This window comes from Azospirillum sp. UENF 211521 (genome assembly GCF_058780535.1).
The window spans coordinates 1697779-1720000 of record NZ_JBSNCF010000002.1 but is presented as its reverse complement, the minus strand read 5'-3'; the positions used below and the strand labels follow the sequence as shown (position 1 = coordinate 1720000).

The window sequence follows — 22222 nt, the reverse complement described above, 5'->3', positions numbered from 1 at the left end:
GACCTTCGAGCAGGCGCGCAGCGGCCTCCAACTCGCCCGCACGCCGGGCCCGCACGAGGACAAGGGCTGCACCAAGGCGACGACCTGCTGAGGCGTCGCCTTCCTACTCCTGGTGAAGAAAGCGGCGGATGGCGCTGGCGAGGATCTGGACGCCCCTTTCCTCGTCATCCGCCATCTTGCGCAGCCGGTCGCGCATGGCCTGAACCTGCGGCTTCATCTGGGCCGCCTTGGCGATGGCCAGTTGCGCCTCTTCCGGTTTCATGTCGTTGTCGGCCATGGCCTGCTCCTTCTGCTCGCAACCAGGATGAGACAGTCGGCGCCGTCTTTCAACGGTCCGCTCACTAACGAAACAGGCCGGCGCTCTCCACAGCTTGGCCGCCGGTCCCCAGCTTGAACTCCGTGACGCCCGGCGCGCTGTCCGGGTTGATGCCGCCGAGGTCGAGCCAGCCCACGCCGCGCGCCTTCAGCGCCAGAGCCGCCCGCCACAGCACCAGCCGCATCGCGCCGCTCTTGCGCCCCGACTCGCTGGACCAGCCGATCTGGTAGGTGGCCGAGCCGCCATGGATGTAGAAGAGCGCGCTCGCCGCCGGGCCGGCCTTGCCGGACCGGTCCTCCAGCGCGGCGGCCATCAGCACCCCGTCGCCCTTCCCTCCGCCCTTCAGCAGCGTGTTGCGGATGCGCACGGCCAGCGCGCCGGTCATCGGACGGAACTGCTTGCTCTGGGCCTGCTCATGCTCCTGCTTCATCAGCCAGGGAAGGTTCTTGGCCTCCCAGTCGAGGTCGATGACCAGACCGGCCTTCTCCGCACCCTTCAGCCGCTGGCGCCAGTCGCGGGCCATCGCCGCCCGCAACTCGTCCTCGCCGCGCGACAGGTCGAGCCAGACCGTGCGGTAGCCGGGGCCGAAGCGGCGGAAACCGCAGCGTTGCAGCATCGCCTCGGCCTCCGGGCCGGCGGCCAGTTCGGGAAGCAGGCTGGCGCGGTTCAGCGGGTTGTCGGGGCAGGCCCGGCGCAGCAGACGGAAGACCGCCTCCTGGGTCGCCATGTCGGGCTCCACCCCGTCGAGCCACAGCGGGCCACGATGGATCTGGCGCTGATGGAACAGGCGCAGCGTCCGCCGCTCCAGAAGCTGCACGATCCCGATGGGCGCGCCGTCGCGCCGGATCAGGCCGAGCCGCGGCACGAAGCCGTGGGTGCGCCCCATGGCCCCGGCGTAGGCGAAGCATTGCGGCAGGGTGGAGCGGGGAACGCGGGCGAAGAGCGCGCCCCACTCCCCCACCGTTCCCTCGTTCCACAGGATGGTGACGGCGTCTTCGGTGGAGGTCGGCATCGGCGGGTCCGGCCTCAGGCGGGCGGCAGGGCCGAGGTGGCCTCTTCCAACTGGGCGAAGCTCGGCCGGTATTCGGGCTCCAGCACGTTTCGCGAGTATTCCACCGAAATGGCCGGGGCGTAGCCGGACAGGTGCGCGATCAGGCCGATCTTCATCGCCTGATAGTATTTCCCTTCGGCGTGGTAGATGTTCTTCAGGCCGCTGGCGATCGGCGCCAGGAAGCCGTAGGCGACGAGAATGCCGGTGAAGGTGCCGACCAGCGCGCCGCCGATCAGCTTGCCCAGGACTTCCGGCGGCTCGGTGATCGATCCCATGGTGTGAATCACGCCCAGCACCGCCGCCACGATGCCCAGCGCCGGCACGGCGTCGGCCACCGCCTGGATGGCGTCGGCGATCCGCTGGTGCTCGTGGTGCATGGTCTCGATGTCCTCGTCCATCAGGTCGACCAGCTCGTGCGGGTTGTCGGCCCCCAACGACATCAGACGCAGATAGGTGCAGAGGAAGGATATGGCGTGGTGGTCGCCGTAGAATTTCGGGAATTGCTGGAAGAGTGGTGAGTTCCTCTGGTTTCTCGATGTGTTGTTCAAGGGCGAGCAGCCCCTTGGTCTTCGCGATCTTGAAGACCTGATACATCATGGTGAGAAGTTCGAGGAAGTCATCCTTCTTGTATTTTGGCCCTTTGAAAAGGTGGCCGAGTTCCTTGCCGGTGTGGGTGACCACCGCTTTTGGGTTGCCGATCAGGAACGCGCCGGCGGCGGAGCCGAGGATGATCATGAACTCGAAGGGCATCCACAGCACGCCCAGGTGACCGCCGCCCAGGACGTAACCCCCGAAGACGCTGAACACCACGACGCCGAAGCCGATCATCACGAACATGTCTTCCGTCCTCCAGCGTCATTTTCCGTGCCTTGGCCGGTCCGCGTCGCGGAGCGTCGGCCAGGCGGGCGTGCTTGCGTTCTGCCGGCCCAGTGACGCAGCAATCCCTTGAGTTTTTGTAAATCCCCCGGCGTCGGACGCGATCCTAGCCGTGACAAAGGGTCGTGTCACGAAAGGAGTACCCGAAAAGCGGCCCGCTGCGGCGCCCTACGCAAAAGAAAAGGGGCCGCCCGCGGGCGGCCCCTCTTTACGCGCTCCGACGATTGGGCGAAGGCCCGCTCAGCCGATCCGCCAAGTGTCCGGAGCCTCCTCCAGACGCTTGAGGAGCGCCACGCGCTGCTGCTCGATCTCGTCCGGCAGATGGCTGCCGAAGCGGTTGAACAGCTCCTCCTGGTCCTTGGCCTCGGCCTCGGCCTCCTTCCGGTCGATGTCCATGATCTTCCGGAACTTGTCCTCGGCGAAATCGAGACCGGCCCAGTTCAGGTCCTGGTAGCGCGGCATGTAGCCGAACGGGCTCTCCGCCGCATCGACCGCACGGCCGCGGACGCGGTCGACGATCCAGCGCAGGACGCGCATGTTGTCGCCGAAGCCCGGCCAGACGAACTTGCCGTTCTCGTCCTTGCGGAACCAGTTGACGCGGTAGATGCGCGGCAGGTTCTCCACCTTGCCTTCCATCGCCAGCCAATGGTTCCAGTAGTCGGCCATGTTGTAGCCGCAGAAGGGCAGCATGGCGAAGGGGTCGCGGCGGATGGCGGCCTGGCCGACGGCGGCGGCGGTCGCCTCCGAGCCCATGGTCGCCGCCCAGTAGACGCCCTCGCGCCAGTTGTAGGCCTCGAAGACCAGCGGGAAGGTCTTGGACAGGCGGCCGCCGAAGATGAAGGCGGAGATCGGAACGCCCGCCGGGTCCTCCCAGGCCGGATCGATCGACGGGCACTGCGCCGCCGGAGCGGTGAAGCGTGAGTTCGGGTGCGCCGCGGGGCGGCCCGACGCCGGGGTCCAGTCGTTGCCCTGCCAGTCGATCAGGTGGGCCGGCGTCTCGTCGGTCAGGCCCTCCCACCACACGTCGCCGTCGTCGGTCAGCGCGACGTTGGTGAAGATGACGTTGGAGTTCAGCGTCTTCAGGGCGTTCGGGTTCGACTTGATGCTGGTGCCCGGCGCCACGCCGAAGAAGCCGGCCTCCGGGTTGATGGCGCGCAGGGTGCCGTCCGGCTGCGGCTTCACCCAGGCGATGTCGTCACCGATGGTGCGGACCTTCCAGCCCTCGAACTGGGCCGGCGGCACCAGCATGGCGAAGTTGGTCTTGCCGCAGGCCGACGGGAAGGCGGCGGCGACGTAGGTCTTCTCGCCCTCCGGGCTCTCCACGCCGAGGATCAGCATGTGCTCGGCCAGCCAGCCCTGCTCGCGGCCCATCGAGGAGGCGATGCGCAGCGCGAAGCACTTCTTGCCGAGCAGGGCGTTGCCGCCGTAGCCCGAACCGAAGGAGACGATCGAGTGATCGGCCGGGAAATGGACGATGTACTTGTGATCGGCGTTGCACGGCCACGCCACGTCCGGCTGGCCGGGCTCCAGCGGCGCGCCGATGGAGTGCAGGCAACGCACGAAGTCGCCGTCGCCCAGGATGTCCAGCACCTTCTGGCCCATGCGGGTCATCATGCGCATGTTCACCGCGACGTACGGGCTGTCGGAGATCTGCACGCCGATGTGCGCGATGTCGGAGCCCAGCGGTCCCATGCTGAAGGGCACCACATACATGGTGCGGCCCCGCATGCAGCCCTCGAACAGGCCGTCCAGCTTCGCCCTCATCTCCGCCGGGGCGACCCAGTTGTTGGTCGGGCCGGCATCCTCCTTGCGCTCGGAGCAGATGAAGGTCCGGTCCTCGACGCGGGCGACGTCGCCCGGATCGGAACGGCAGAGGTAGGAGTTCGGGCGCTTGGCCTCGTTCAGCTTGATGAAGGTGCCCGATTCCACCATCTCGGCGCACAGGCGGTCGTATTCCTCCTGCGATCCGTCACACCAGTGCACCCGCTCGGGCTTGCACTTGTTCGCGATCTCCTCGACCCAGGCCAGGAGCTTCTTGTTCCGCGTGCGCGTTGTTCCGGTCATCCTTTGCCTCTCAACTCGTCTCCGGGTTCGCCGCCCCTGGTATCGGGGGCCGGCGCCCGGAGGTCTGGACGGCTGGCCTTTTCGGCCCTTATCGAAGCCGTCCTTGTTCGGTGGCGGTGTCGTTCCGCCGGCTCAAACCACCGCAGCCCGGCCTGCAGGCCGGACGGCGGTCATCCCGACGCGCCCCCCGGGCGCGCCCGATGTCCTGATTGGCAAGAGAGGGGTGGCCCCAGGGCCACAAACCCAAAACGGCAACGGGTCGGTCCGTTATGGTCCACTGACGTTTTCTCCTGGTTGCGCTCTTTTTTGCGCGCCGCTTGCCGCGGCGTCGTGGTTAGCCGTCACGATCGTCCGAATCCACCGGGTCATCCGCCACGCCGGGTGCGCTGCCGGGCGCATTCTGGCGGGCCTGCCGGGCGAGCCCGGCGAGAGTGACCCTAGCGTCTTCGGGGTTTTCCACGCTGTGATCGAAATCAACCCGCGCCATTTCGCCGCTGCGGCGCAGGTCGCAGCCGTCGGGGTCGATGCCGGTCATCGCCCAGGGCTCGGCGCCCTCGGCGGAACGCCCGGCCAGAACCGTGACGTAGAGCCGCAAGGCGTCGGCGTGGTCGGCGTTCATGTGGGCCAGGATGGCGCCCTCGGCCTCGGCCAGCGCCGCGGGGACGCCGGGCAGCAGCAGGTCGGCGCGGTCGAGCCACCGCACCCGGCCGAAGCCGGCCACCAGATGGGCGCGCTCCACCGCCACGGCGTAGACGCTGAAATCGGTGAAACCGGCGTAGAACGCGGCCCCGGGATGGCGTGCCAGGAAGCGCGCGCGGTGGCGCGGCTCCTCCGAACGCTCGGCCCGCCCGAGCACGGACAGGCGCGGCCCGGACAGCGGCTCCGCCAGCCCCGCCGTTCCGTCGAACAGCAAGCCGACGCGCGGGTCACGCGCGATGTTCTTCGTGTGGTCGGCGAGCGTGGAGAGCAGGAGAAGGGGCGTGCCGTCGAGGTCGAAGGCCACCTGGACCAGCGAGGGATAGGGCCAGCCGCCCCGGTCGGCGGACCGGCCGTCCTGCTGGACGTCATCCGCGCGGAACGCGGTGGACAGCGCCGCGAGCCCGGCACCACGCATCAGGCGCCTTGCGGCACCTCCCGTTCGGCCGCCAACGTCCGATGACGCCGCGGCGCCCGGCCCCGACGGGGTCGGACGGATGGGGAACTCGTCGGAACTCATGCCCTGAAACGAATGCGTTCTCCCGCGCAGCACCGTTTCCCCGGCGCCGCATTGGTGCCATATTGGCCCAGACAAATAGGTTGGGAAAAGCGAAAAGTTGGCTTTTCATGCCTTTGCGCCGCCTATAGGTCGTCGTGGAGCATTCGGAAAGCCCGCATTTCGAAATAAGACGAAACCATTCTTCCGTAGTAAGCGACATCAACGGCCCGGCCATCCGCTTCAGTTGGCCGCCGGCACAGGCCGTCGCCGAAAACGGGGCGTGTGATTGGGAACGCGAACGACATGTCTCACACCGTAGCGTTGGTGGATGACGACCGGAACATCCTGACCTCCGTTGCCATGGCGCTGGAAGCGGAGGGCTTCGAGGTGCGCACCTACACCGACGGCGCCGAGGCGCTGCGCGGCCTGACCCAGCGCCCGCCCGACCTCGCCGTGCTCGACATCAAGATGCCGCGCATGGACGGGATGGAGCTTCTGCAGCGCCTGCGCCAGACGAGCCATCTGCCGGTCATCTTCCTGACCAGCAAGGACGACGAGGTCGACGAGCTGATGGGTCTGCGCATGGGCGCGGACGACTACATCAAGAAGCCCTTCTCGCAGCGCCTGCTCGTCGAGCGCATCCGCACCCTGCTGCGGCGCGAGGCGGCGACCCGCGACAAGAGCGCGCCGGAACCCGGCGTGCTGCTGACCCGCGGCCCGCTGGTTATGGACGGCGCCCGCCATTCCTGCACCTGGAAGGGCCAGCCAATCGACCTGACAGTGACCGAGTTCCTGCTGGTCAAGGCGCTGGCCCAGCGCCCCGGCCATGTGAAGAGCCGCGACCAGCTCATGGACGCCGCCTACGGCGAGAACGTCTATGTCGACGACCGCACCATCGACAGCCACATCAAGCGGCTCCGCAAGAAGTTCAAGGCCATTGATTCCGACTTTGCGCAGATCGAAACGCTCTATGGCGTCGGTTACCGATACAGGGAGTGAGGTCCGCGCGCCGGACCACGCCCCCTCCCCGCCCGTCAAGCCCGGCGCCGCCCCGCGCGCCGCGTCCCGGCGCCGGGTGCGCGGCGTGCCGTCGCCGCTGACCCTGCGGATTCTCGCCGTCAACGTGCTGGCGCTGCTGCTGCTGGTCGGCGCCCTGCTCTATCTCGGCCGCTACCAGGACCGGCTGGTCCAGGCGGAGCTGGACGCGCTGGAGACGGAGGCGCGCATCTTCGCCTCGGCGCTTGGCGAGGGCGCCGTGCAGCGCGCCGCCGACGAGCCGGAGGCGGGCCAGGAGAGCTACGAGCTGTCGCCGGAGTTGGGGCGCCAAATGATCCGCCGGCTGGCCCTGGCGACGGAGACTCACACCCGGCTCTACGGCCCGGACGGGCGCCTGCTCTCGGACAGCCGCGTGCTGACCGGCTCGCCCGGCAAGATCGAGATCCAGGAGCTGCCGCTGCCGCCCTCCGGCGACCCGGCGTCGCGCGCGGTCAACGAGTTCTACGCCCGCTTCATCGACGTGGTGCCGAGCCGGGAGAACCTGCCGCTCTACCGCGAGCCGCCGGGCCACGCCGCCGAATCGGCGGCCCCGCCGCCCAACGTGGAGCGCGCGCTGGCCGGCGAGAACAGCGCGACGGTGTGGCGGCTGGCCTCGCCCGTCGCCCGCTCCAACCTGCTGCTGACGGTCGCCGTCCCGGTCCAGCGCTACAAGGAGGTGCTGGGGGCGGTGCTGCTGTCGCGCAGCGGCACGGTGATCGACGAGGCCATCCGCTCGGTGCGCACCGACATCCTGCGCGTCTTCGCGGTGGCGCTTCTGGTCACGGTCCTGCTGTCGCTCTATCTGGCCGGCACCATCGCCCGGCCGATCCGCAAGCTGGCCCAGGCCGCCGACCGGCTGCGCACCGGCCATGGCCGCCACACCGAGATCCCCGACTTCACCCGCCGCGGCGACGAGATCGGGGAGCTGTCCGGCGTGCTGCGCGACATGACGGCGGCGCTGTGGGCGCGCATGGACGCCATCGAGCGCTTCGCCGCCGACGTCGCCCACGAGATCAAGAACCCGCTGACCTCGCTGCGCAGCGCGGTCGAGACGGTCAGCCGCATCCAGGACCCGGCCCGCCGCGACAAGCTGATGGCGATCATCGCCGACGACGTGCAGCGGCTGGATCGGCTGATCAGCGACATCTCCAACGCCTCGCGCCTGGACGCCGAGCTGTCGCGCGCCGCGCTGGAACCGGTGGACATCGGCGCGATGCTGCGCACGCTCGCCGACATCCACCACACCACCGCGGAGGACGAGGAGGACGAGGATGGGGTGGAGGCCGCGCCGGGCGTCGTCATCGAGCCGCCGCCCGGCGGGTCCCTGACCGTGAAGGGACTGGAGGGGCGGTTGACCCAGGTCTTCCAGAACCTAATCGCCAACGCCCTGTCCTTCTCGCCGCCCGGCGGGCAGGTCCGGCTGGCGTCGCGGCGCACCCCGGACGGCGCGGTGGAGGTAACGGTCAGCGACGACGGCCCCGGCATTCCGGAGGGCAAGGAGGAGGCGATCTTCGAGCGCTTCTACACCGAGCGGCCGGCCGGCGAGAAGTTCGGCACCCATTCGGGGCTCGGCCTGTCGATCTCCAAGCAGATCGTCGAGGCCCACGGCGGCACCATCCGGGCGGCCAACCGGCTGGGGCCCGGCGGGGAGACGATCGGCGCCGTCTTCACCGTGCGCCTGCCGCGTCCCTGACGGAGGCGCGGGAGAGATTTCCACATGGTGGATGCGGCATAGTTGCAATTTGAGAAAAGACGTATGGACAAAGTCGTGGGTGCGGCGGATGCTCAATTCCGGTCATTCCCGCGCCTGCGACGGCTGGCCTTTCGACAACCGGACGTCATCAACCGGAAGAGGGGCCATGCAAGACGCCACGTCGGACGCCACGTTGGACGCTAAGCCCGACCTCAAGCCGATCGCCCCCCGCCCGATCGACGAGCCCGCCGCGGCGTCGGCCCGGGTGATCGATTTCCGCCGGTACCGGCTGGCCCGCCTGATCAACGACGCCAGCGTCCAACAGGGCGAACTGGCCCGGATGATGCGGGCGTCGGCCAACGAGCGGACGCAGCTCGCGCAGGCGCTCCAGGGCGCCCAGCGGCATCTGGCGACCATCGCCGACAGCTACAGCCATCTTCTGACCCGGCTGGCCCGCGAGAAGGATTTCCGCACCGCCTGCCAGGAGGCCGCCGAGCTGAACGACCTGGACGAGATGATCCGGCGCCGCGACGCGCTGGCCAGCGAGCTGCTGGACATCCGCCGCACCGGCAGCCCCCGCCTGGGCCTGATCTCGGGCTGCGACCGGCCGGGCTGAAACGGGGAACCGGGCGCCGGCCGGCGGGCCATGGCGGTTGCGCCAGCGCATTGGAGGCGGATCGGGCGGGAAAAGGATGCATTTTCGGCATCCCATTGACAGAACCGGCGGCACGCCTCACCTTCGCGGGATCATGGCAACGATTCACGGCACCTGCGTCCTGGTCGGCCCATGGAGGGACGGCCATGGAAACGGCGGCAACCGGGGCGGAACGCCCGTCGGCGTGCTGCTGCGGGGTCCGTCGGGCAGCGGCAAATCCGATCTCGCCCTACGGATGATCGACGCAGGGGGGCTGTTGGTGGCCGACGACCGGGTGGAGCTGCGCGTGGACGATGGCAGGGTGATGGCGACGGCGCCGGCGGCGCTGGCCGGACTGCTGGAGGTGCGGGGGGTCGGTATCCTGCCGATGCCCACCGCCGCGGAGGCGGAGATCGCTCTGGTCGTCGATCTGGTGCCGCGCGGCGCCGTGGAGCGCCTGCCCCACGAAGAGACCACCGCCCTGCTCGACCGGACCGTGCCGCGCCTCGCCCTCTGCCCCTTCGACGCCTCGGCGCCGGCCAAGCTGACACTGGCCGCCGCCGCTGCGCGGGCCGGCTCGCTGGGAAAGGTGCCCAACCTGCCATGACCGATCGCCATTCCTTTCAGGACCAGCCGATGGAGCGGCCCGGGGGACAGGGCGGGCAGCTCGTGCTCGTCACCGGCATGTCCGGCGCCGGCATGTCCGTCGCGCTGAAGGCGCTGGAGGACCTCGGCTACGAGGCGGTGGACAACCTGCGCCTCTCGCTGGTCCCGGCGCTGCTGGAACAGGCCGACCCGCGCCGGCGCCCGCTGGCCCTGGTCATCGACAGCCGCACTCGCGACTTCTCCGCCCACGCCATGCTCGAGGAGGTCGAGGCGCTGAAGGCCCACGACGAGCTGGACGTGCGGCTGGTCTTCCTCGACTGCGGGGACGAGACGCTGCAGCGCCGCTTCACCGAGACGCGCCGCCGCCACCCCCTGGCCATCGACCGCCCGGTGCCCGACGGCATCCAGCTCGAACGCACCATGCTGCTGCCGCTGAAGCAGCAGGCCGACGTGACCATCGACACCACGCAGCTGTCCATCCACGACCTGCGCCGCATCCTGGCCGGCAACTTCCAGATCGGGACCCAGGCGGCGCTCCAGGTCTTCGTCACCTCCTTCTCGTTCCGGATGGGGTTGCCTCGCGAGGCGGACCTCGTGTTCGACGTACGCTTCCTGACGAATCCCCATTATGATCCGGATCTGCGACCGCTGACCGGCCTGGACCCCCGTGTGGCGGCGCGGGTGGAGGGAGACCCGGATTTCGCCGAATTCTTCCGTCATCTGACGGACCTGTTGCAGCCGCTCCTGCCGCGCTACAACCAGGAGGGCAAGAGCTACCTGACCATCGCGGTCGGCTGCACCGGCGGCAAGCACCGCTCGGTGTTCGTCGCCGAACGGCTGGCGGCGTGGCTGGACGGGCTGGGGTTGAAGGTCGGGATCAGCCACCGGGAGTTGGAACGGCAGGCCCCGCGGGCCGGCTGACAGCCGAAGGTTGGGGCCCGGGGGGAGTTGGAGCGATCCGGATAAGGGATCGTTCATAAGTACCGCCATAAGAATGTGGCTTCGGGGGAGGCTCCAGAATTGAAGGATGTCCCATGATCGGTATGGTTCTGGTAACCCACGGGCGCCTCGCGGAAGAGTTCATCGCCGCGCTGGAGCATGTGGTGGGTGAGCAGCAGCAGGTGCGGGCCGTGTGCATCGGCCCAGACGACGACATGGAGCAGCGCCGTCAGGACATCTTGAACTCCGTGGCCGACGTGGACGACGGGTCCGGCGTCGTCGTGCTGACCGACATGTTCGGCGGGACCCCGTCCAACCTCGCCATCTCCATCATGGACAAGGCGAAGGTCGAGGTGATCGCCGGCGTGAACCTGCCGATGCTGATCAAGCTGGCCAGCGTGCGCCGCCAGGAGACGCTGACCCACGCCGTGACCGCCGCGCGGGAGGCCGGTCAGAAATACATCAACGTCGCTTCCTCGCTGCTGTCGGACGGGTGACCCGATGAGTTCTCCAGACGAGAAGGCGCCCGCGCAAGGCGCCTCCGACGGCGATGGGCCGACCCCGGAGAGGAATCCCGAGATCTGCCAGACCGTCACGATCAGCAACCAGCGCGGCCTGCACGCCCGCGCGGCGGCGAAGTTCGTGAAGCTGGTCGCCACCTTCGACTGCGAGATCGAGGTGCGGCGCGGCGAGACGCAGGTGTCGGGCGAGTCCATCATGGGCCTGATGATGCTGGCCGCCGGCCCCGGCACCTCGGTGGAGCTGTACGCCTATGGCCGCGAGGCCGAGGAGGCCATGGCGGCGCTCGTGGATCTGATCACCCGCAAGTTCGATGAAGACTGACGTTCCGGCCGCCGGCCAGGGACGGTCGTTGCGCGGGCTGGGCGTTTCGCCCGGCATTGCCATCGGCCCGGCCCACGTGGTGGAGAGCGGCGCCGTCCGCGTTCCCGAATACACGCTCGCCGCCGATCAGGTGGAGGCCGAGGCCGCGCGCTTCGCCGACGCCTGCGGCAAGGCGCGCCGCCAGATCCGCAAGCTGAAGGCCAAGGCGCTGACGCTGCCCGGCTCGGCGTCGGAGGAGATCGGCTTCCTTCTCGACGCCCATCTGGCGATGGTCACCAACTCCCGCCTGACGCGCGGCGTCGAGCGCCGCATCCAGCAGGAGCTGGTCAACGCCGAGGCCGCGGTCCAGGCGGAGATCGCCACCATCGCCCAGACCTTCGCGGGCATGGAGGACAGCTACCTCGCCGGGCGGATCGCCGACGTGCGCGAGGTGGGACGCCGCCTGATCCGCAACCTGATGCGCCACGAGTATCAGGCCTTCTCGATGCTCAACCCCGGCGCGGTGATCCTGGCCGAGGAGCTGACCCCGGCGGACACCGCCCTGCTCGACCCGCGCCGCGTCGCCGGCTTCGCCACCGTGCTCGGCGGCGCCGAGGGGCACACGGCGATCATGGCGCGCTCGCTGGGGATTCCGGCGGTGCTCGGCGTCGGCGGGCTGCTGGCCGGGCTGAAGAACGGGATCACGGTCATCGTGGACGGGGTGCAGGGGCGCGTCATCATCGACCCCACCCCCGAGGTGCTGGAGGACTACCGGCAGCGCCGCGCCGAGCGCGAGCGCGAGCGCGAGCAGTTGAAGGGCCTGCGCAAGCTGCCCGCCATCACCCGCGACAACACCGCGGTGACCCTCCAGGCCAATCTGGAGCTCCCGCGCGACCTCGACCACGCGCTGGAGAACGGGGCGCAGGGCATCGGGCTGCTGCGCACCGAGTTCCTGTTCATGAACCGCGACCAGCTGCCGGACGAGGACGAGCAATACACCGTCCTGCGCTCCATCATCGAGGGCATGGGCGGGCGCACCGTCACCGCCCGCACGATGGATGTCGGCGGCGAGAAGCTGGCCGGCTGGATGGCGGGGCGCTACGGCGAGCCGGCGAACCCGGCGCTCGGCCTGCGCGCCGTCCGGCTGGGCCTGCGCGAGCCGAAGCTTCTGGAGACGCAGCTCGCCGCCATGCTGCGGGCCGGCGTCCACGGGCCGCTGCGCATCCTGCTGCCGATGATCTGCTCGGTCGCCGAGGTGCAGCGCGTGCGCGAGATGATGGGCCAGGTGGCCCGCCGCCTGCGCCGCCGCGGCGTTCCCATCGCCGACCCGCTGCCGCCGGTGGGCGTGATGGTGGAGGTGCCGGGCGCGGCCCTGTCCGCCGACGCGCTGGCCTACGCCGCCGACTTCTTCTCCATTGGCACCAACGACCTGACCCAGTACACGCTGGCCATCGACCGCGGCGACGAGCAGGTCGCCTCGCTCTATGACCCGCTGCACCCGGCGGTGCTGCGCCTGATCCAGTTCACCATCGAGGCGGCGCTGCGCGCCCGCATCCCGGTGTCGATCTGCGGCGAGATCGCGGGCGATTCGCGCTACACGGCGCTGCTGCTGGGGCTGGGCGTGCGCGACCTGTCGATGGTGCCGCCGGCCATCCCCCTGGTGAAGCGGCGCATCCGCAAGCTCGACCTCCAGGAGGCCACCCGCCGCGCCCGGGTCATCATGGACCAGAGCGACAGCGGGCGCATCGCCGCCCTGCTGGACGACTTCAACGCCGTGGGCTGAGATGGCGGCCGAGGCGGCCGGCCGTCGCGGCCGCCGCCTCGGACCCGTCACCCCCAACTCATCTCGCCCTTGGCGACCTTGGCCCCGATGTCGAGCGCCACGCCCATGCCGAGGCCGGGGAAGCGCGCCTCCATGGCCGCCTTCAGCGCCGCGGAATCGGCGGCCTTGGGCACTTCCTCCTCGAAGGCGAGCAGATACCGCTTGGTGAAGACGATGCCGGAGGCGTCGGTGGCGGCGTCCTGCGCCATATGGCCGGGAACCACGATCGCCGGCTGCCGCGCCGCCATCCGGTCGAGGTTGGCGATCCAGGCCGCGCGGCTTTCCGCCGTCGGCGTGTCAGCGGTCCAGACATGGACTCCGGAGAACACCAGCACCCCGCCAACCGCCGCGCTCAACGACGGCACCCACAGGTAGCGGCGGTTGGCCAGCCCGTCGGCGGTGACGATCTCGACGTTCCGGCCGTCCACCGTCAGCGTCGGGCCGTCGAACACATCCGGCAGGACGATGTCGGCCAGCGCCTGCGGCCCGTTCTCCTTCAGCCGCGGCCCCCAGACCTCCAGCTTCTTGGCGACGTTGCCCTTGATCGCCGCGACGGTCGCCGAGGCGGCGATCACCTTGCTGTCGGGGAAAGCCTCGCGCAGCGGCTTCAGGCTGAAGTAATAGTCGGGGTCGGACTGGCTGATGTAGATGGCGGTCAGCCGCTTTCCGCTCGCCCGGACGGCCTCGACCATGGCCCGCCCGTCCGCATAGGTGAAGCCGCCGTCGATCAGCAGCGCCTCCGACGGGCCGGTGAGGAGCAGGGGCGCCCGGAAGAAGCCGTTCGGCCCCGCCGGAAAATGTTTCCAATTCAGCGCGGTGTCGCCGGCCGCGGCCGCGGAGCCGCTGCGGCCGGCGAACGTGGCCGCGCTGAGCGCCAGGGTGGCCGTCATGAAGGTCCGTCTGGTCAGCATGGTACGTCCCCGCCGTCAGGCCACGAGTTGAGCGATTTGCGCGTCCGCGTCGCGGAAGGCCTTGTCCACCATGTCCGGCCCGCGCGACATGCCCTCGGCGTAGACGAACCGGACGTCGGTGATGCCGATGAAGGCGAACACCTGCGTCAGGTACTGGACCGGAATGTCCGCCGGCGTGCCGCGGTAGACACCGCCGCGCGTCAACGCGATGTGGACCGTCTTGCCGCTGACCAGCCCGACCGGACCAACCTCGGTGTAGCGGAACGTGACGCCGGGCCTGACAATGGCGTCAATCCAGTTCTTCAGATGGGCGGAAATGTTGAAGTTGTACATCGGGGCACCGATCACGATGACGTCGGCGGCCAGAAACTGCCGAATCAGCGCATCGTCCTGGGCGGCACGCGCGGCCTGCTCGGGGGTGCGCGCGTCCGGCGCCGCCATCCGGGCGGCCACGGCGATGTCGTCGAGCGCGGCGACCGGCTCCCTGGCCAAGTCCAGGACATCCAGCGTCGCGCCGGGGTACCGCCCGGCCAAGCGGGCGGCGAGGCTGTCGGCGATGCGGGTCGAGGCCGCCCCGGTGCTGCGGGCGCTGGAATTGATCTGGAGAATCTTCATGGCAAAACCCCTGTGCGGTGATAAACGGGCAAGCAGGCCCCCGGGCGGCGGCCATCGGCACGCCGCGGGCGAAGGCGCTGCGGGAAACGGAAGAGAGTGGATGGCGTGGTGACCCGTCAGGTCGAGGCGGCGGCCTCGATCAGCGAAACCACGGCGTCGGGATGCGCGATCGGCACCATGTGGCTTGAGGCGACCTCGACGAGCCGGGCCCCCACCCGGGCCCCCATGCGGGTCGCCATGAAGCGCTGCAGGTCCGGCGCCAGCGCCCGATCATCGGACGTCAGCAGATACCAGGACGGCGTGTCCCGCCAAGCCGCGGCCTTGCACGTCTCGGTGAAGGACGCCATGGCGATCGGCCGCTGCGTCGCCGCCAGCACCCCGACGCGTTCCGGAGCGACATCCCCCGCCAAGCCCGGCCCGTAGCCCGCCGGGTCGAACCAGAGCAGGCCATCCGCGTCCGGCCTGGCGCCCCGTATGCCGGGGAACTCCGGTCCGTGCCTCTGCAGGTCGGCGACCGACTCGCCGGCGTCGGGGGCCAGCGCGGCGATGTAGACGAGACCATGGACCTTTTCCGCGGCCCCCGCCCCGCCGATCACCGCCCCGCCCCAGCTGTGCCCGACCAGGACGACCGGACCGTCCTGGCGGTCGAGCGCGCGCCGCGTGGCGGCCACGTCGTCGGCGAGCGACGTCAGCGGAAGCTGGACCGCGGTGACGGTGAAGCCCTTGGCCTGAAGTCGGACGATCACGCCGCTCCAGACATTGCCGTCGGTAAAGGCGCCGTGAACCAGCACGATGTTGCGGATGGTCATGGGGGTCGTGTCCGTCGATCCGGTTCGCGCCTGCGCCGTGCCGGACGGCGAGTCGCCGACGGACAGCGCCAGCGCTCCGGCAAGCACCGCCCGGCGGCATGGTCTGGCAACGGCGGAAGGCTTGGTCATGCCGCGGCGCTCAGACGCCGCGCCGGGCCCGCCCCGGCTCGATGGCTTCGAAGAGGTTCGCCGGGGTGCCGAACAGGGCGTCCGACCGGATGGGGCGCCATGCCTGCCCACCCCCGGCCAGCAGCGCGGGCACGCCGCGCAGCCCGAATCGCTGCATCTCGACGGCGGCCGCCGCGATCCGCGCGCGGCAGGCCTCGGCCAGCGCGGCGTCCTGCCCGGCGAGCAGGGCGGCGGCCTCCCGCAGCCCTTCGGCGACCAGGACGGCGCCCACCGCCTCGATGACGGAGGTGTCGACGCCATCGACATAGCGGGCACGCTGGATGGCCTTGAGCGCGTCGATCTCGCGCCGCGGCTCGGTCAGCCGCACGGCGGTCAGCGCCAGCGTGGACGGACCGGAGTCGAACCGCGCGGCGTCGGTCAGCACGCGGGCTCGGTAGGCCTCGGTGAAGGGAAGGCCGGTCAGCGCGGCGATCCGCTGGTCGTTGGCCCAGGCGTAGGCGGCGAAGCCGGGGTCCATGGCCCGTGCGCCGTCGCCGGCGAACAGGCCGGTCGGCATCAGGGTCAGGTCGATGCCGGGATCGGCGCGCAGCCGATCGAGCATCGGCGCGGCGCCGTAGCACCAGCCGCAGAGCGGATCGAACAGATAGCGGACCTCGACCATCGCAACCCTCCGGAATCAGCGTCGGCCTCTGTTGTACAAAACCCCTATTGATCGGAAAACAGCGACAGACGATAAGACCTGTGCGCTTTTTGCTGACAATCGGAGCCGGGGCCCGCGCATGGCCGAACCCATCAACCTGAACCGGCTGGCCTACTTCGCCGCCGTCGTGGACACGGGGTCCTTCACCCGCGCCGCCGAACGGCTGGGCGTGAGCAAGACCGTGGTGAGCCAGCAGGTGGCCCGTCTCGAAGCGGACGTCGGCGTGAGCCTGCTGACGCGGACCACCCGCAGCGTGCAGCTGACCGAGGCCGGCCAGGGCTTGCACGCCCGCTGTCTGGCGATCCTGCGGGAAGCCGACGAGGCCTTCGCCGAACTGTCCGACGCGGCTCAGGAACCGCTCGGGACCCTGCGCGTCACCGCGCCGAACGACTTCGGTTCCTTCATCCTGGCGCCGGTGGCCGCCGCCTTCACCCGCCGCCATCCGAAATGCCGCGTCGATCTGGTGATCACCGACGCGAAGCTCGACCTGATCGGGCAGCGGTTCGATCTGGCCATCCGCGTCGGCTGGCTCGACGATTCCAGCGCGCTGGCCCGCCGCCTCGGCACCTTCCGGCAGATCGCCGTCGCCCATCCCGCCGTTGCGGAGCAGCGCCCGGTCGCGGTCCCCGACGACCTCCCGTCCTGGCCGTTCATCGCCAACCTGTCGCTCAAGGACCCCGGCCTGTGGACCTTCCGGCGCGGCGCGGAGGAGCGGACCTTGCGGGTCCAGCCGATCCTGAGCGTCAACGCCACGCCGGCGGCGCTCGCCGCGGTGCAGGCCGGCGGCGGCTTCGCCGTCCTGCCCGAATTCCTGGTGGCGGAGGAGATCGCGGCGGGCCGGCTGGTTCCGCTTCTGCCGGACTGGAGCCTGCCGTCCGGCGGCATTCACGCCGTGTATCCGGCCACCCGCTTCCGCCCGCTGAAGGTCAGGGCCTTCGTCGACATGCTGCGCGACACGCGGAACTGGCCGACGCGCCTGCGCTGGGACGCCCAGCCGCAGCCCTGATGCGCAATCCAGAGCGAAACCCGCCCCAATCGAACGATCGCACCGGTTGTTGACAACTCCGCATTGTAGAATACTGGCACGCCCATCCGTTGAGGCGTGACGTCCGGCGGACAGACCAGAACTGGCGGGCCCCCGTCTTCAGAAACCTGGGTCTTCAGGAACACGGAAAGGCATGCAGGATGCGCTCTGGACAACGGAACGGCGGCGGTGCGCCTGAGGCCGCCTTCGATCTGAACATGGCCTTCGATCGGCGCGACACGCTGTTCACCCGGGCCGCGGAACACATGTCCGACATGGTCGCCAACCCGCCGAGCGGCCCCCACGCCTTCGACCTGCTGAACGGCGGCCTGCGCGAGTTGTCGAGCCTGATGATCCGGCAGTTGCCCCTGACCACGGCCCGCGAGGCGCGCCTTGCCCACACCCTCTGCCAGGAGGGGATCATCGAAGACACGAAGGCCCTGGCCCTCGGCGAGGGCGTGGCCCTGTTCCTCGACCGGCTCCAGGCCGCCGCCGATCACGCGGGCATCGGGCCGGCCGCGGACCGCGGTCCGGCGTCGGACGTCCTGGCGACGGCGCCCGCGCAAAGCCTGGACGGGGTTCTCGCCACGCTGCGGGCGTGCCGCGCCGCGATGGTGGACGGGGAGACCGGCGCGGAGCGGCTGGCCCCGCTTCTGGACGAGGCCGTGGCGGCCGTGGAGTGCCTGGCGCTGCGGGACGCCGTCGCCCGCTTCGACCACGCGGCCGACGCCTTCGAGGCCGCGATGCCGAAGGCCCTGCCGACCAAGCCGACCGACCGCATGCTGGCCGCCGGAGCCAAGGCGGGGAGCGTCGCCCTGGACGCGGCGCGGCGGATCTATCAGGCTATGGCGTCGGAGTTTCTGGCACCGAGGAAAGGGGTCGGGAAGTGACGGTCGCCTTGCCCATCACGACGCCGTCGACGGGGTTTCTCAAGGATCGCATCGCCAAGCCGCTTGCCCGGGGACTGGTGACGATCCTGCGCGGCCGCCGCGGCGACCGGCCGCCCGAACCGGCGGAAACCCGCGTCGACATCCACCGCCAGCCCCTGCGCACGGCGCTGGACTGGCATCTGGAGATGATCGCCCTGTGGAAGCGGCATCCCACCTTCGGGCCGGGGCTGCACGACGACCTGAAAGGCACGGGCCTGCTGTCCCGTTGCGTCATCCTGACGGCGCAGGACGGCGGACCGCTGTGCTTCCGCTACATCGGAAATCCGACCCGCCGGGTCTTCGGCGACCGCTGGGCCGACCAGAACATCGGCAAGCCCCATCTCGAGGACGTGCACAGCGCCTACGCCCGGGCCATCGATGCGCAATACCGGGAAGCGGTGGAAGGCGGGGAGCCGGTGTACAACCATCTGGTGATCACCGGGCTTCCCCGCCCGCCGGTCAATTACCGGCACCTCCTCTTCGGCTGGTCGCTGGGCCAGCGCCGGCAGGCCCTGCTGGCGCTGATCGATTCCTGACGCGGATCGACCGCCCCATCACGCCGTCCGATTACGCCGCCTGGGCGAGGTCCGCGGCGATCTGCGCCAGATCGCCGAGGAACTGCGCGCGGCTGAAGCGCACGAGATGCATCGGCAGCGTCTTCAGGCCGATCTGGTTGTAAGTGATGGCCGGCTCCTGGTCGATGTGGCGCGGCCCCATCTTGCGCTCCGCCCACACCGGGACGATGTCCGGGTCGACGACCGAGATGAACCAGGTCGGCGACCACAGCAGCCATGCCGCCAGCTTGTTCACCCGCTGGCAAATCGGGAACAGGCCGCGGCCCTGGAAGTCGGGCCGCGTCCACCCCGCGTTCGTCCACACCACCTGACCGCGCGTGCTGTTGGCGGTGTCGGAGGTGCAGGTGCACCATTCGCCGGCCGGCGCCTGGGTGGCCGGGTCGTCGTAGAACACCGTCATGGCGTTGAAGCGGTCACCGATGGATTGCGCGCTGCAATCGTAGAGCAGCCCGGCCTGGGCGGTGACCACGTCGCCGGAGGCGGCCGTCCCGCCGATCCAGAAGGCGTTGGCCGGAGTCAGGGAGCGGCAGGCCGGATGGGCCGCGGGAAGCATCGGCTCCCAGGAGCCCGCGGCCACCGCGGCCTCGTTGACGCGCACCAGCGCCGGCATGTCGAACACGACGGAAAGCGCGACCCCGCGGCCGGCCGCCAGACCGACGAGCTCGTCGCGGGCGGCCTGGAGCAGGCCGGACAGGGGCCCCGACGGGATGGGGAGAGCCGACAGGGCGATGGAGGTCCGCTGCGTGCCGATCAACTGGGTGCCGGTCAATTGCGTGCCGATAAACATGGATGTCTCTTCCTTGGGTTGGAAAGGATTGGCGTCTGCCGCCAAGCGGGGCGCGATCCGCCCCGCACATCCACATCATCGTCTCCGCGAAACGAGTATTACTACTTTTGCGAATGCCCCTGTCCGGCACCGCGCGGCGCGCCCGATCCACCGGACCGGACGCGCCGTCTTGTCCCTCAGCTTCCGAGCAAGCCGCTCACTGGCCCTTGCCGTCCGAGGACACCGCGGCCGCCTCGCCGGAGGAGGCCGGCGTGGAACCACCGGCCCCCTTCGCCGGGCTGCCGGGCACCCACCAGCGGCGGGCCTCGCCGTCCGCACCGTCCGGCGCCCCATCCGTCGCCGCATCGGCGCGGGTCTTCAGCATTGAGAAGACGATGGAGCCGCCGACCAGGAAGGCCGTGATGCCCAGCGCCACCGCCGTCGGCATCTTGTAGATGTCGATCATCAGCATCTTGGCGCCGACCACCACCAGAACCAGCGACAGGCCGTATTTCAGGTAATGGAAGCGGTGGATGACCGAGGCCAGCGCGAAGTAGAGGGCGCGCAGGCCGAGGATGGCGAAAACGTTGGAGGTCCAGACGATGAACGGGTCGGTGGTCACCGAGAAGACCGCCGGAATGGAGTCCACGGCGAAGACCAGATCGGTGAACTCGATCAGGATCAGCACGAGGAACAGCGGCGTCATCATCCGCACGCCGTCGCGCATCACGAAGAACTTCTGCCCCTCGTACCCGTCGGTCATGCGGAAGCGGGAGCGCATGAACTTGACGATCCGGTTGTTCTCCATGTCCGGCTCGTCGTCCACCGACATCAGCATCTTGATGCCGCTGAAGATCAGGAAGGCGCCGAAGATGTAGATGATCCAGTGGAATTCCTGGATCAGCGCCGTGCCCGCGACGATCAGCACGCCGCGCATCACCAGCGCGCCCAGGATGCCCCAGAACAGCACCCGGTGCTGGTACTGCGGCGGCACCGCGAAATGGGTGAAGATCAGCGCGATCACGAAGATGTTGTCGACGCTCAGGCTGTATTCGATCAGGTAGCCGGTCAGGAACTCCAGCCCCTTCTGCGACCCTTGGAAATGAAAGACGCCAGCCGCGAAAATCATCGCCAGCGTGGAATAGGCCGCGCAGCGCATCAACGCCTCGCGGCCGGAGATCACATGGGATTTCTTGGAAAATACACCAAGATCAAAGGCCAAAAGCACGCCAACGAAGACGGCGAAGCCGGCCCACATTAAGACAATCTGGTCCATGGAACTGTCCCTTGCTTCATGCACTCCGCTCCCGCAAGCGGAGACGTCGATCGTCACATGAGCAGTCCGACATCACCGGTGCGCCACGGCGGGACGCATCGGCCAGAGGGGCCCGGACTGGAATCGCGGCCGCAAGGTCTGCGGCCGACGGAAAAGCGCGCGCAACGGCTCGGCCGAGGCGCGTCAGGACACCCGCCTCCATCGTTTGCCGTGGAGGCGTGGCGGTTGGTCAGGATGTTGGTTCGCTGCGGTCCATGCCGATGTCTCCCAAAGGCCCGTCGGGGACCGTCGTCCGGCGGTGGACCTTGTGGTGGAGCGGGACCCAGGGGGAAGAACAGGGCCAGCTTCCGCAAGGCCGCGCCAAGGCGACGGCTCAATGGGAAGTCCGACATCACAGCGCCGGGCGACGCTGCCAGAGGGGCCCGGACCTCACCCGTCATGTAGTCAGGCCCCTTCCCGGCGACAAGAGGGGGGAACGGCGTTTGCGGACCGCGATCGGTGCGATGGCCACAAGCAACGACACCATCCACTTGATCGCCCATGGGTTGTCGGTTTTCCCACCGGAAGCCGGCTTTGCGAATTCCACATCGCCCATGGATGATTCCGCACCGGTGGGTTGTTTGTAGCGATTGACGGTAATTCACGGCAGGACACCCACAACGATGCGGCGCTCCATTTTGCTCGGCTGCCTGCTGGCGGCCGGATTGGCCGGTTGCGGCCCGCGTTTCGAGACGGTCGCAAGCTATTTTCCACCGGTCAGCGAGGCGGGAAAGCTCTGTGTCGCCCAGTGCAAGCAGGCACAGACGATCTGCCAATCCGCAAAGGAGTTGGCCGTTCAGACCTGCCGGGCCGAGGCGACGACCCGCGCCCAGGGCGAGTATCAGTCCTATCTCCGGTCTCTGCCCAAGGATGCGGACAAGAAGAAGATCAGGACGTTCAGCGACTTCGACCGGAGCCCCAGCTGCTACAGCGAGCTCACCTGCTCCGCCGACTACGACGATTGTTACAAATCCTGCGGCGGCCGGATCGAGGCGCAAACCTATTGCGTCGTCAATTGCAAGGAAATGGTGCCGCCCATGCCGGATGGGTCCGCCGTCGGGCCGAGAACCAGGCTCTGACAGCGGTCGGGCGGAATGCGGCTTGACCGGAGCCGTTCCGCCCGCGTAGCTTCGCACCCGACGGTTGCCCGAAAGGGCTGAAAATGGGAACACGGTGCGGACCCCGCGGCGAAACGCCGTGCAAGGGTCCAACGCCGAGGCTGCCCCCGCAACTGTAAGCGGCGAGTCGTCCATCGGAATGCCACTGGGATCGCGATCCTGGGAAGGCGATGGGCCGACGATAACCCGCGAGCCAGGAGACCTGCCGTCAGTCGTGGTCACACGCGAACACGTTCGGGCGGGGTGCACCGAAGGTCGTCGAACCGGAACTCCGTTCG

Annotated in this window: 22 protein-coding genes, 2 pseudogenes and 1 riboswitch (1 of these 25 cut by a window edge); of the genes and pseudogenes, 13 read left to right on the top strand and 11 right to left on the bottom strand. The window is 69.3% G+C overall.

Annotated elements, in window-relative coordinates; all coding sequences use genetic code 11:
- Positions 1-91: the 3' portion of a peptidoglycan DD-metalloendopeptidase family protein gene (locus ACWPN5_RS24565; RefSeq protein ID WP_211111583.1), read on the top strand. It extends 1256 nt beyond the left edge of the window; 91 of the gene's 1347 nt are visible here — the last part of the coding sequence; its start codon lies beyond the left edge, outside the window; the stop codon is at positions 89-91.
- A gap of 12 nt (positions 92-103) precedes the next feature.
- Here ACWPN5_RS24565 and ACWPN5_RS24560 read toward each other — a convergent pair whose 3' ends face one another.
- The 5 genes and pseudogenes from ACWPN5_RS24560 to ACWPN5_RS24540 all read right to left on the bottom strand — a co-directional run bounded on the left by ACWPN5_RS24560 (position 104) and on the right by ACWPN5_RS24540 (position 5421).
- Positions 104-277 (bottom strand): hypothetical protein, encoded by a 174-nt coding sequence (locus tag ACWPN5_RS24560; RefSeq protein WP_186466180.1) that lies wholly within the window; start codon positions 275-277, stop codon positions 104-106.
- A 64-nt stretch (positions 278-341) separates the two neighbouring features.
- Positions 342-1328, bottom strand: a complete 987-nt coding sequence (locus ACWPN5_RS24555; protein ID WP_492297895.1) for a GNAT family N-acetyltransferase — start codon at positions 1326-1328, stop codon at positions 342-344.
- Between the two features lie 14 nt (positions 1329-1342).
- Positions 1343-2204 (bottom strand): annotated as a pseudogene (gene motA / locus ACWPN5_RS24550) (flagellar motor stator protein MotA).
- A 279-nt stretch (positions 2205-2483) separates the two neighbouring features.
- Positions 2484-4316 (bottom strand): annotated as a pseudogene (locus ACWPN5_RS24545) (phosphoenolpyruvate carboxykinase (GTP)); the annotation flags it as partial.
- Positions 4317-4641: 325 nt separating this feature from the next.
- The gene (locus tag ACWPN5_RS24540) at positions 4642-5421 is read right to left on the bottom strand and encodes a HugZ family pyridoxamine 5'-phosphate oxidase (RefSeq protein WP_492297894.1); all 780 of its coding nucleotides are present in this window, start codon (positions 5419-5421) and stop codon (positions 4642-4644) included.
- A gap of 384 nt (positions 5422-5805) precedes the next feature.
- Here ACWPN5_RS24540 and ACWPN5_RS24535 point away from each other — a divergent pair, with 384 nt between their 5' ends.
- The 8 genes from ACWPN5_RS24535 (at position 5806) to ptsP (ending at position 13014) form a co-directional block, all read left to right on the top strand.
- Positions 5806-6501: a response regulator transcription factor gene (locus ACWPN5_RS24535; protein ID WP_145689272.1), complete on the top strand. Its 696-nt coding sequence runs from the start codon at positions 5806-5808 to the stop codon at positions 6499-6501.
- Positions 6473-8230, top strand: coding sequence for a stimulus-sensing domain-containing protein (locus tag ACWPN5_RS24530; RefSeq protein ID WP_145689271.1), 1758 nt, complete (start codon positions 6473-6475; stop codon positions 8228-8230). The genes ACWPN5_RS24535 and ACWPN5_RS24530 overlap by 29 nt, the downstream gene beginning before the upstream one ends.
- Positions 8231-8396: 166 nt before the next feature.
- Complete coding sequence (locus ACWPN5_RS24525; RefSeq protein ID WP_247888929.1) at positions 8397-8846, top strand: hypothetical protein; 450 nt, start codon at positions 8397-8399, stop codon at positions 8844-8846.
- A gap of 133 nt (positions 8847-8979) precedes the next feature.
- Positions 8980-9471, top strand: coding sequence for an HPr kinase/phosphorylase (locus ACWPN5_RS24520; protein WP_145689268.1), 492 nt, complete (start codon positions 8980-8982; stop codon positions 9469-9471).
- Positions 9468-10391, top strand: a complete 924-nt coding sequence (gene rapZ, locus ACWPN5_RS24515) for an RNase adapter RapZ (protein WP_200478739.1) — start codon at positions 9468-9470, stop codon at positions 10389-10391. The genes ACWPN5_RS24520 and rapZ overlap by 4 nt, the downstream gene beginning before the upstream one ends.
- 113 nt (positions 10392-10504) lie before the next feature.
- Positions 10505-10906, top strand: coding sequence for a PTS sugar transporter subunit IIA (locus ACWPN5_RS24510; RefSeq protein ID WP_014199776.1), 402 nt, complete (start codon positions 10505-10507; stop codon positions 10904-10906).
- Positions 10907-10910: 4 nt separating this feature from the next.
- Positions 10911-11252, top strand: a complete 342-nt coding sequence (locus ACWPN5_RS24505) for an HPr family phosphocarrier protein (protein ID WP_492297893.1) — start codon at positions 10911-10913, stop codon at positions 11250-11252.
- Positions 11242-13014 (top strand): phosphoenolpyruvate--protein phosphotransferase, encoded by a 1773-nt coding sequence (gene ptsP / locus ACWPN5_RS24500; protein ID WP_200478738.1) that lies wholly within the window; start codon positions 11242-11244, stop codon positions 13012-13014. Before ACWPN5_RS24505 ends, ptsP begins: the two co-directional genes overlap by 11 nt.
- A 47-nt stretch (positions 13015-13061) precedes the next feature.
- Here the strand turns inward: ptsP and ACWPN5_RS24495 are convergent, their stop codons facing one another.
- The 4 genes from ACWPN5_RS24495 to ACWPN5_RS24480 form a co-directional block, all read right to left on the bottom strand.
- The gene (locus ACWPN5_RS24495; RefSeq protein WP_492297891.1) at positions 13062-13964 is read right to left on the bottom strand and encodes an MBL fold metallo-hydrolase; all 903 of its coding nucleotides are present in this window, start codon (positions 13962-13964) and stop codon (positions 13062-13064) included.
- A 15-nt stretch (positions 13965-13979) separates the two neighbouring features.
- Positions 13980-14579: an FMN-dependent NADH-azoreductase gene (locus ACWPN5_RS24490; protein WP_492297889.1), complete on the bottom strand. Its 600-nt coding sequence runs from the start codon at positions 14577-14579 to the stop codon at positions 13980-13982.
- Between the two features lie 116 nt (positions 14580-14695).
- On the bottom strand, positions 14696-15517 hold the full coding sequence (locus ACWPN5_RS24485) for an alpha/beta fold hydrolase (RefSeq protein ID WP_492297887.1): 822 nt from the start codon (positions 15515-15517) through the stop codon (positions 14696-14698).
- A gap of 10 nt (positions 15518-15527) precedes the next feature.
- Complete coding sequence (locus tag ACWPN5_RS24480; protein ID WP_492297885.1) at positions 15528-16178, bottom strand: DsbA family protein; 651 nt, start codon at positions 16176-16178, stop codon at positions 15528-15530.
- Between the two features lie 118 nt (positions 16179-16296).
- Here ACWPN5_RS24480 and ACWPN5_RS24475 point away from each other — a divergent pair, with 118 nt between their 5' ends.
- From ACWPN5_RS24475 to ACWPN5_RS24465, 3 genes are all read left to right on the top strand, one after another.
- Entirely contained in the window at positions 16297-17223 is a 927-nt protein-coding gene (locus ACWPN5_RS24475) for a LysR family transcriptional regulator (RefSeq protein ID WP_145689261.1), read from the top strand.
- Positions 17224-17402: 179 nt separating this feature from the next.
- The gene (locus tag ACWPN5_RS24470; RefSeq protein WP_492297883.1) at positions 17403-18131 is read left to right on the top strand and encodes a hypothetical protein; all 729 of its coding nucleotides are present in this window, start codon (positions 17403-17405) and stop codon (positions 18129-18131) included.
- A complete protein-coding gene (locus ACWPN5_RS24465) occupies positions 18128-18706 on the top strand; it encodes a hypothetical protein (RefSeq protein ID WP_186466178.1) in 579 nt (192 codons plus the stop codon). Before ACWPN5_RS24470 ends, ACWPN5_RS24465 begins: the two co-directional genes overlap by 4 nt.
- A gap of 31 nt (positions 18707-18737) precedes the next feature.
- Here the strand turns inward: ACWPN5_RS24465 and ACWPN5_RS24460 are convergent, their stop codons facing one another.
- Positions 18738-19532 carry a hypothetical protein gene (locus ACWPN5_RS24460; RefSeq protein WP_200478719.1) on the bottom strand — a complete coding sequence of 265 codons (795 nt, stop codon included), beginning with the start codon at positions 19530-19532 and terminating at the stop codon, positions 18738-18740.
- A 196-nt stretch (positions 19533-19728) separates the two neighbouring features.
- Positions 19729-20769, bottom strand: a complete 1041-nt coding sequence (locus ACWPN5_RS24455) for a TerC family protein (RefSeq protein WP_348982518.1) — start codon at positions 20767-20769, stop codon at positions 19729-19731.
- A gap of 680 nt (positions 20770-21449) precedes the next feature.
- Between ACWPN5_RS24455 and ACWPN5_RS24450 the strand changes: the two genes are divergently transcribed.
- Positions 21450-21905: a hypothetical protein gene (locus ACWPN5_RS24450; RefSeq protein WP_492297881.1), complete on the top strand. Its 456-nt coding sequence runs from the start codon at positions 21450-21452 to the stop codon at positions 21903-21905.
- A gap of 44 nt (positions 21906-21949) precedes the next feature.
- Positions 21950-22168: riboswitch (cobalamin riboswitch) on the top strand.
- Positions 22169-22222: the final 54 nt, after the last annotated feature.

What these genes read in the sequence shown, in the direction of transcription:
- ACWPN5_RS24560 (WP_186466180.1), bottom strand. Translation starts at nt 277, where the DNA reads ATGGCCGACAACGACATGAAACCGGAAGAGGCGCAACTGGCCATCGCC.
- ACWPN5_RS24555 (WP_492297895.1), bottom strand. Translation starts at nt 1,328, where the DNA reads ATGCCGACCTCCACCGAAGACGCCGTCACCATCCTGTGGAACGAGGGA.
- ACWPN5_RS24540 (WP_492297894.1), bottom strand. Translation starts at nt 5,421, where the DNA reads ATGCGTGGTGCCGGGCTCGCGGCGCTGTCCACCGCGTTCCGCGCGGAT.
- ACWPN5_RS24535 (WP_145689272.1), top strand. Translation starts at nt 5,806, where the DNA reads ATGTCTCACACCGTAGCGTTGGTGGATGACGACCGGAACATCCTGACC.
- ACWPN5_RS24530 (WP_145689271.1), top strand. Translation starts at nt 6,473, where the DNA reads ATGGCGTCGGTTACCGATACAGGGAGTGAGGTCCGCGCGCCGGACCAC.
- ACWPN5_RS24525 (WP_247888929.1), top strand. Translation starts at nt 8,397, where the DNA reads ATGCAAGACGCCACGTCGGACGCCACGTTGGACGCTAAGCCCGACCTC.
- ACWPN5_RS24520 (WP_145689268.1), top strand. Translation starts at nt 8,980, where the DNA reads ATGGCAACGATTCACGGCACCTGCGTCCTGGTCGGCCCATGGAGGGAC.
- rapZ (WP_200478739.1), top strand. Translation starts at nt 9,468, where the DNA reads ATGACCGATCGCCATTCCTTTCAGGACCAGCCGATGGAGCGGCCCGGG.
- ACWPN5_RS24510 (WP_014199776.1), top strand. Translation starts at nt 10,505, where the DNA reads ATGATCGGTATGGTTCTGGTAACCCACGGGCGCCTCGCGGAAGAGTTC.
- ACWPN5_RS24505 (WP_492297893.1), top strand. Translation starts at nt 10,911, where the DNA reads ATGAGTTCTCCAGACGAGAAGGCGCCCGCGCAAGGCGCCTCCGACGGC.
- ptsP (WP_200478738.1), top strand. Translation starts at nt 11,242, where the DNA reads ATGAAGACTGACGTTCCGGCCGCCGGCCAGGGACGGTCGTTGCGCGGG.
- ACWPN5_RS24495 (WP_492297891.1), bottom strand. Translation starts at nt 13,964, where the DNA reads ATGCTGACCAGACGGACCTTCATGACGGCCACCCTGGCGCTCAGCGCG.
- ACWPN5_RS24490 (WP_492297889.1), bottom strand. Translation starts at nt 14,579, where the DNA reads ATGAAGATTCTCCAGATCAATTCCAGCGCCCGCAGCACCGGGGCGGCC.
- ACWPN5_RS24485 (WP_492297887.1), bottom strand. Translation starts at nt 15,517, where the DNA reads ATGACCAAGCCTTCCGCCGTTGCCAGACCATGCCGCCGGGCGGTGCTT.
- ACWPN5_RS24480 (WP_492297885.1), bottom strand. Translation starts at nt 16,178, where the DNA reads ATGGTCGAGGTCCGCTATCTGTTCGATCCGCTCTGCGGCTGGTGCTAC.
- ACWPN5_RS24475 (WP_145689261.1), top strand. Translation starts at nt 16,297, where the DNA reads ATGGCCGAACCCATCAACCTGAACCGGCTGGCCTACTTCGCCGCCGTC.
- ACWPN5_RS24470 (WP_492297883.1), top strand. Translation starts at nt 17,403, where the DNA reads ATGCGCTCTGGACAACGGAACGGCGGCGGTGCGCCTGAGGCCGCCTTC.
- ACWPN5_RS24460 (WP_200478719.1), bottom strand. Translation starts at nt 19,532, where the DNA reads ATGTTTATCGGCACGCAATTGACCGGCACCCAGTTGATCGGCACGCAG.
- ACWPN5_RS24455 (WP_348982518.1), bottom strand. Translation starts at nt 20,769, where the DNA reads ATGTGGGCCGGCTTCGCCGTCTTCGTTGGCGTGCTTTTGGCCTTTGAT.
- ACWPN5_RS24450 (WP_492297881.1), top strand. Translation starts at nt 21,450, where the DNA reads ATGCGGCGCTCCATTTTGCTCGGCTGCCTGCTGGCGGCCGGATTGGCC.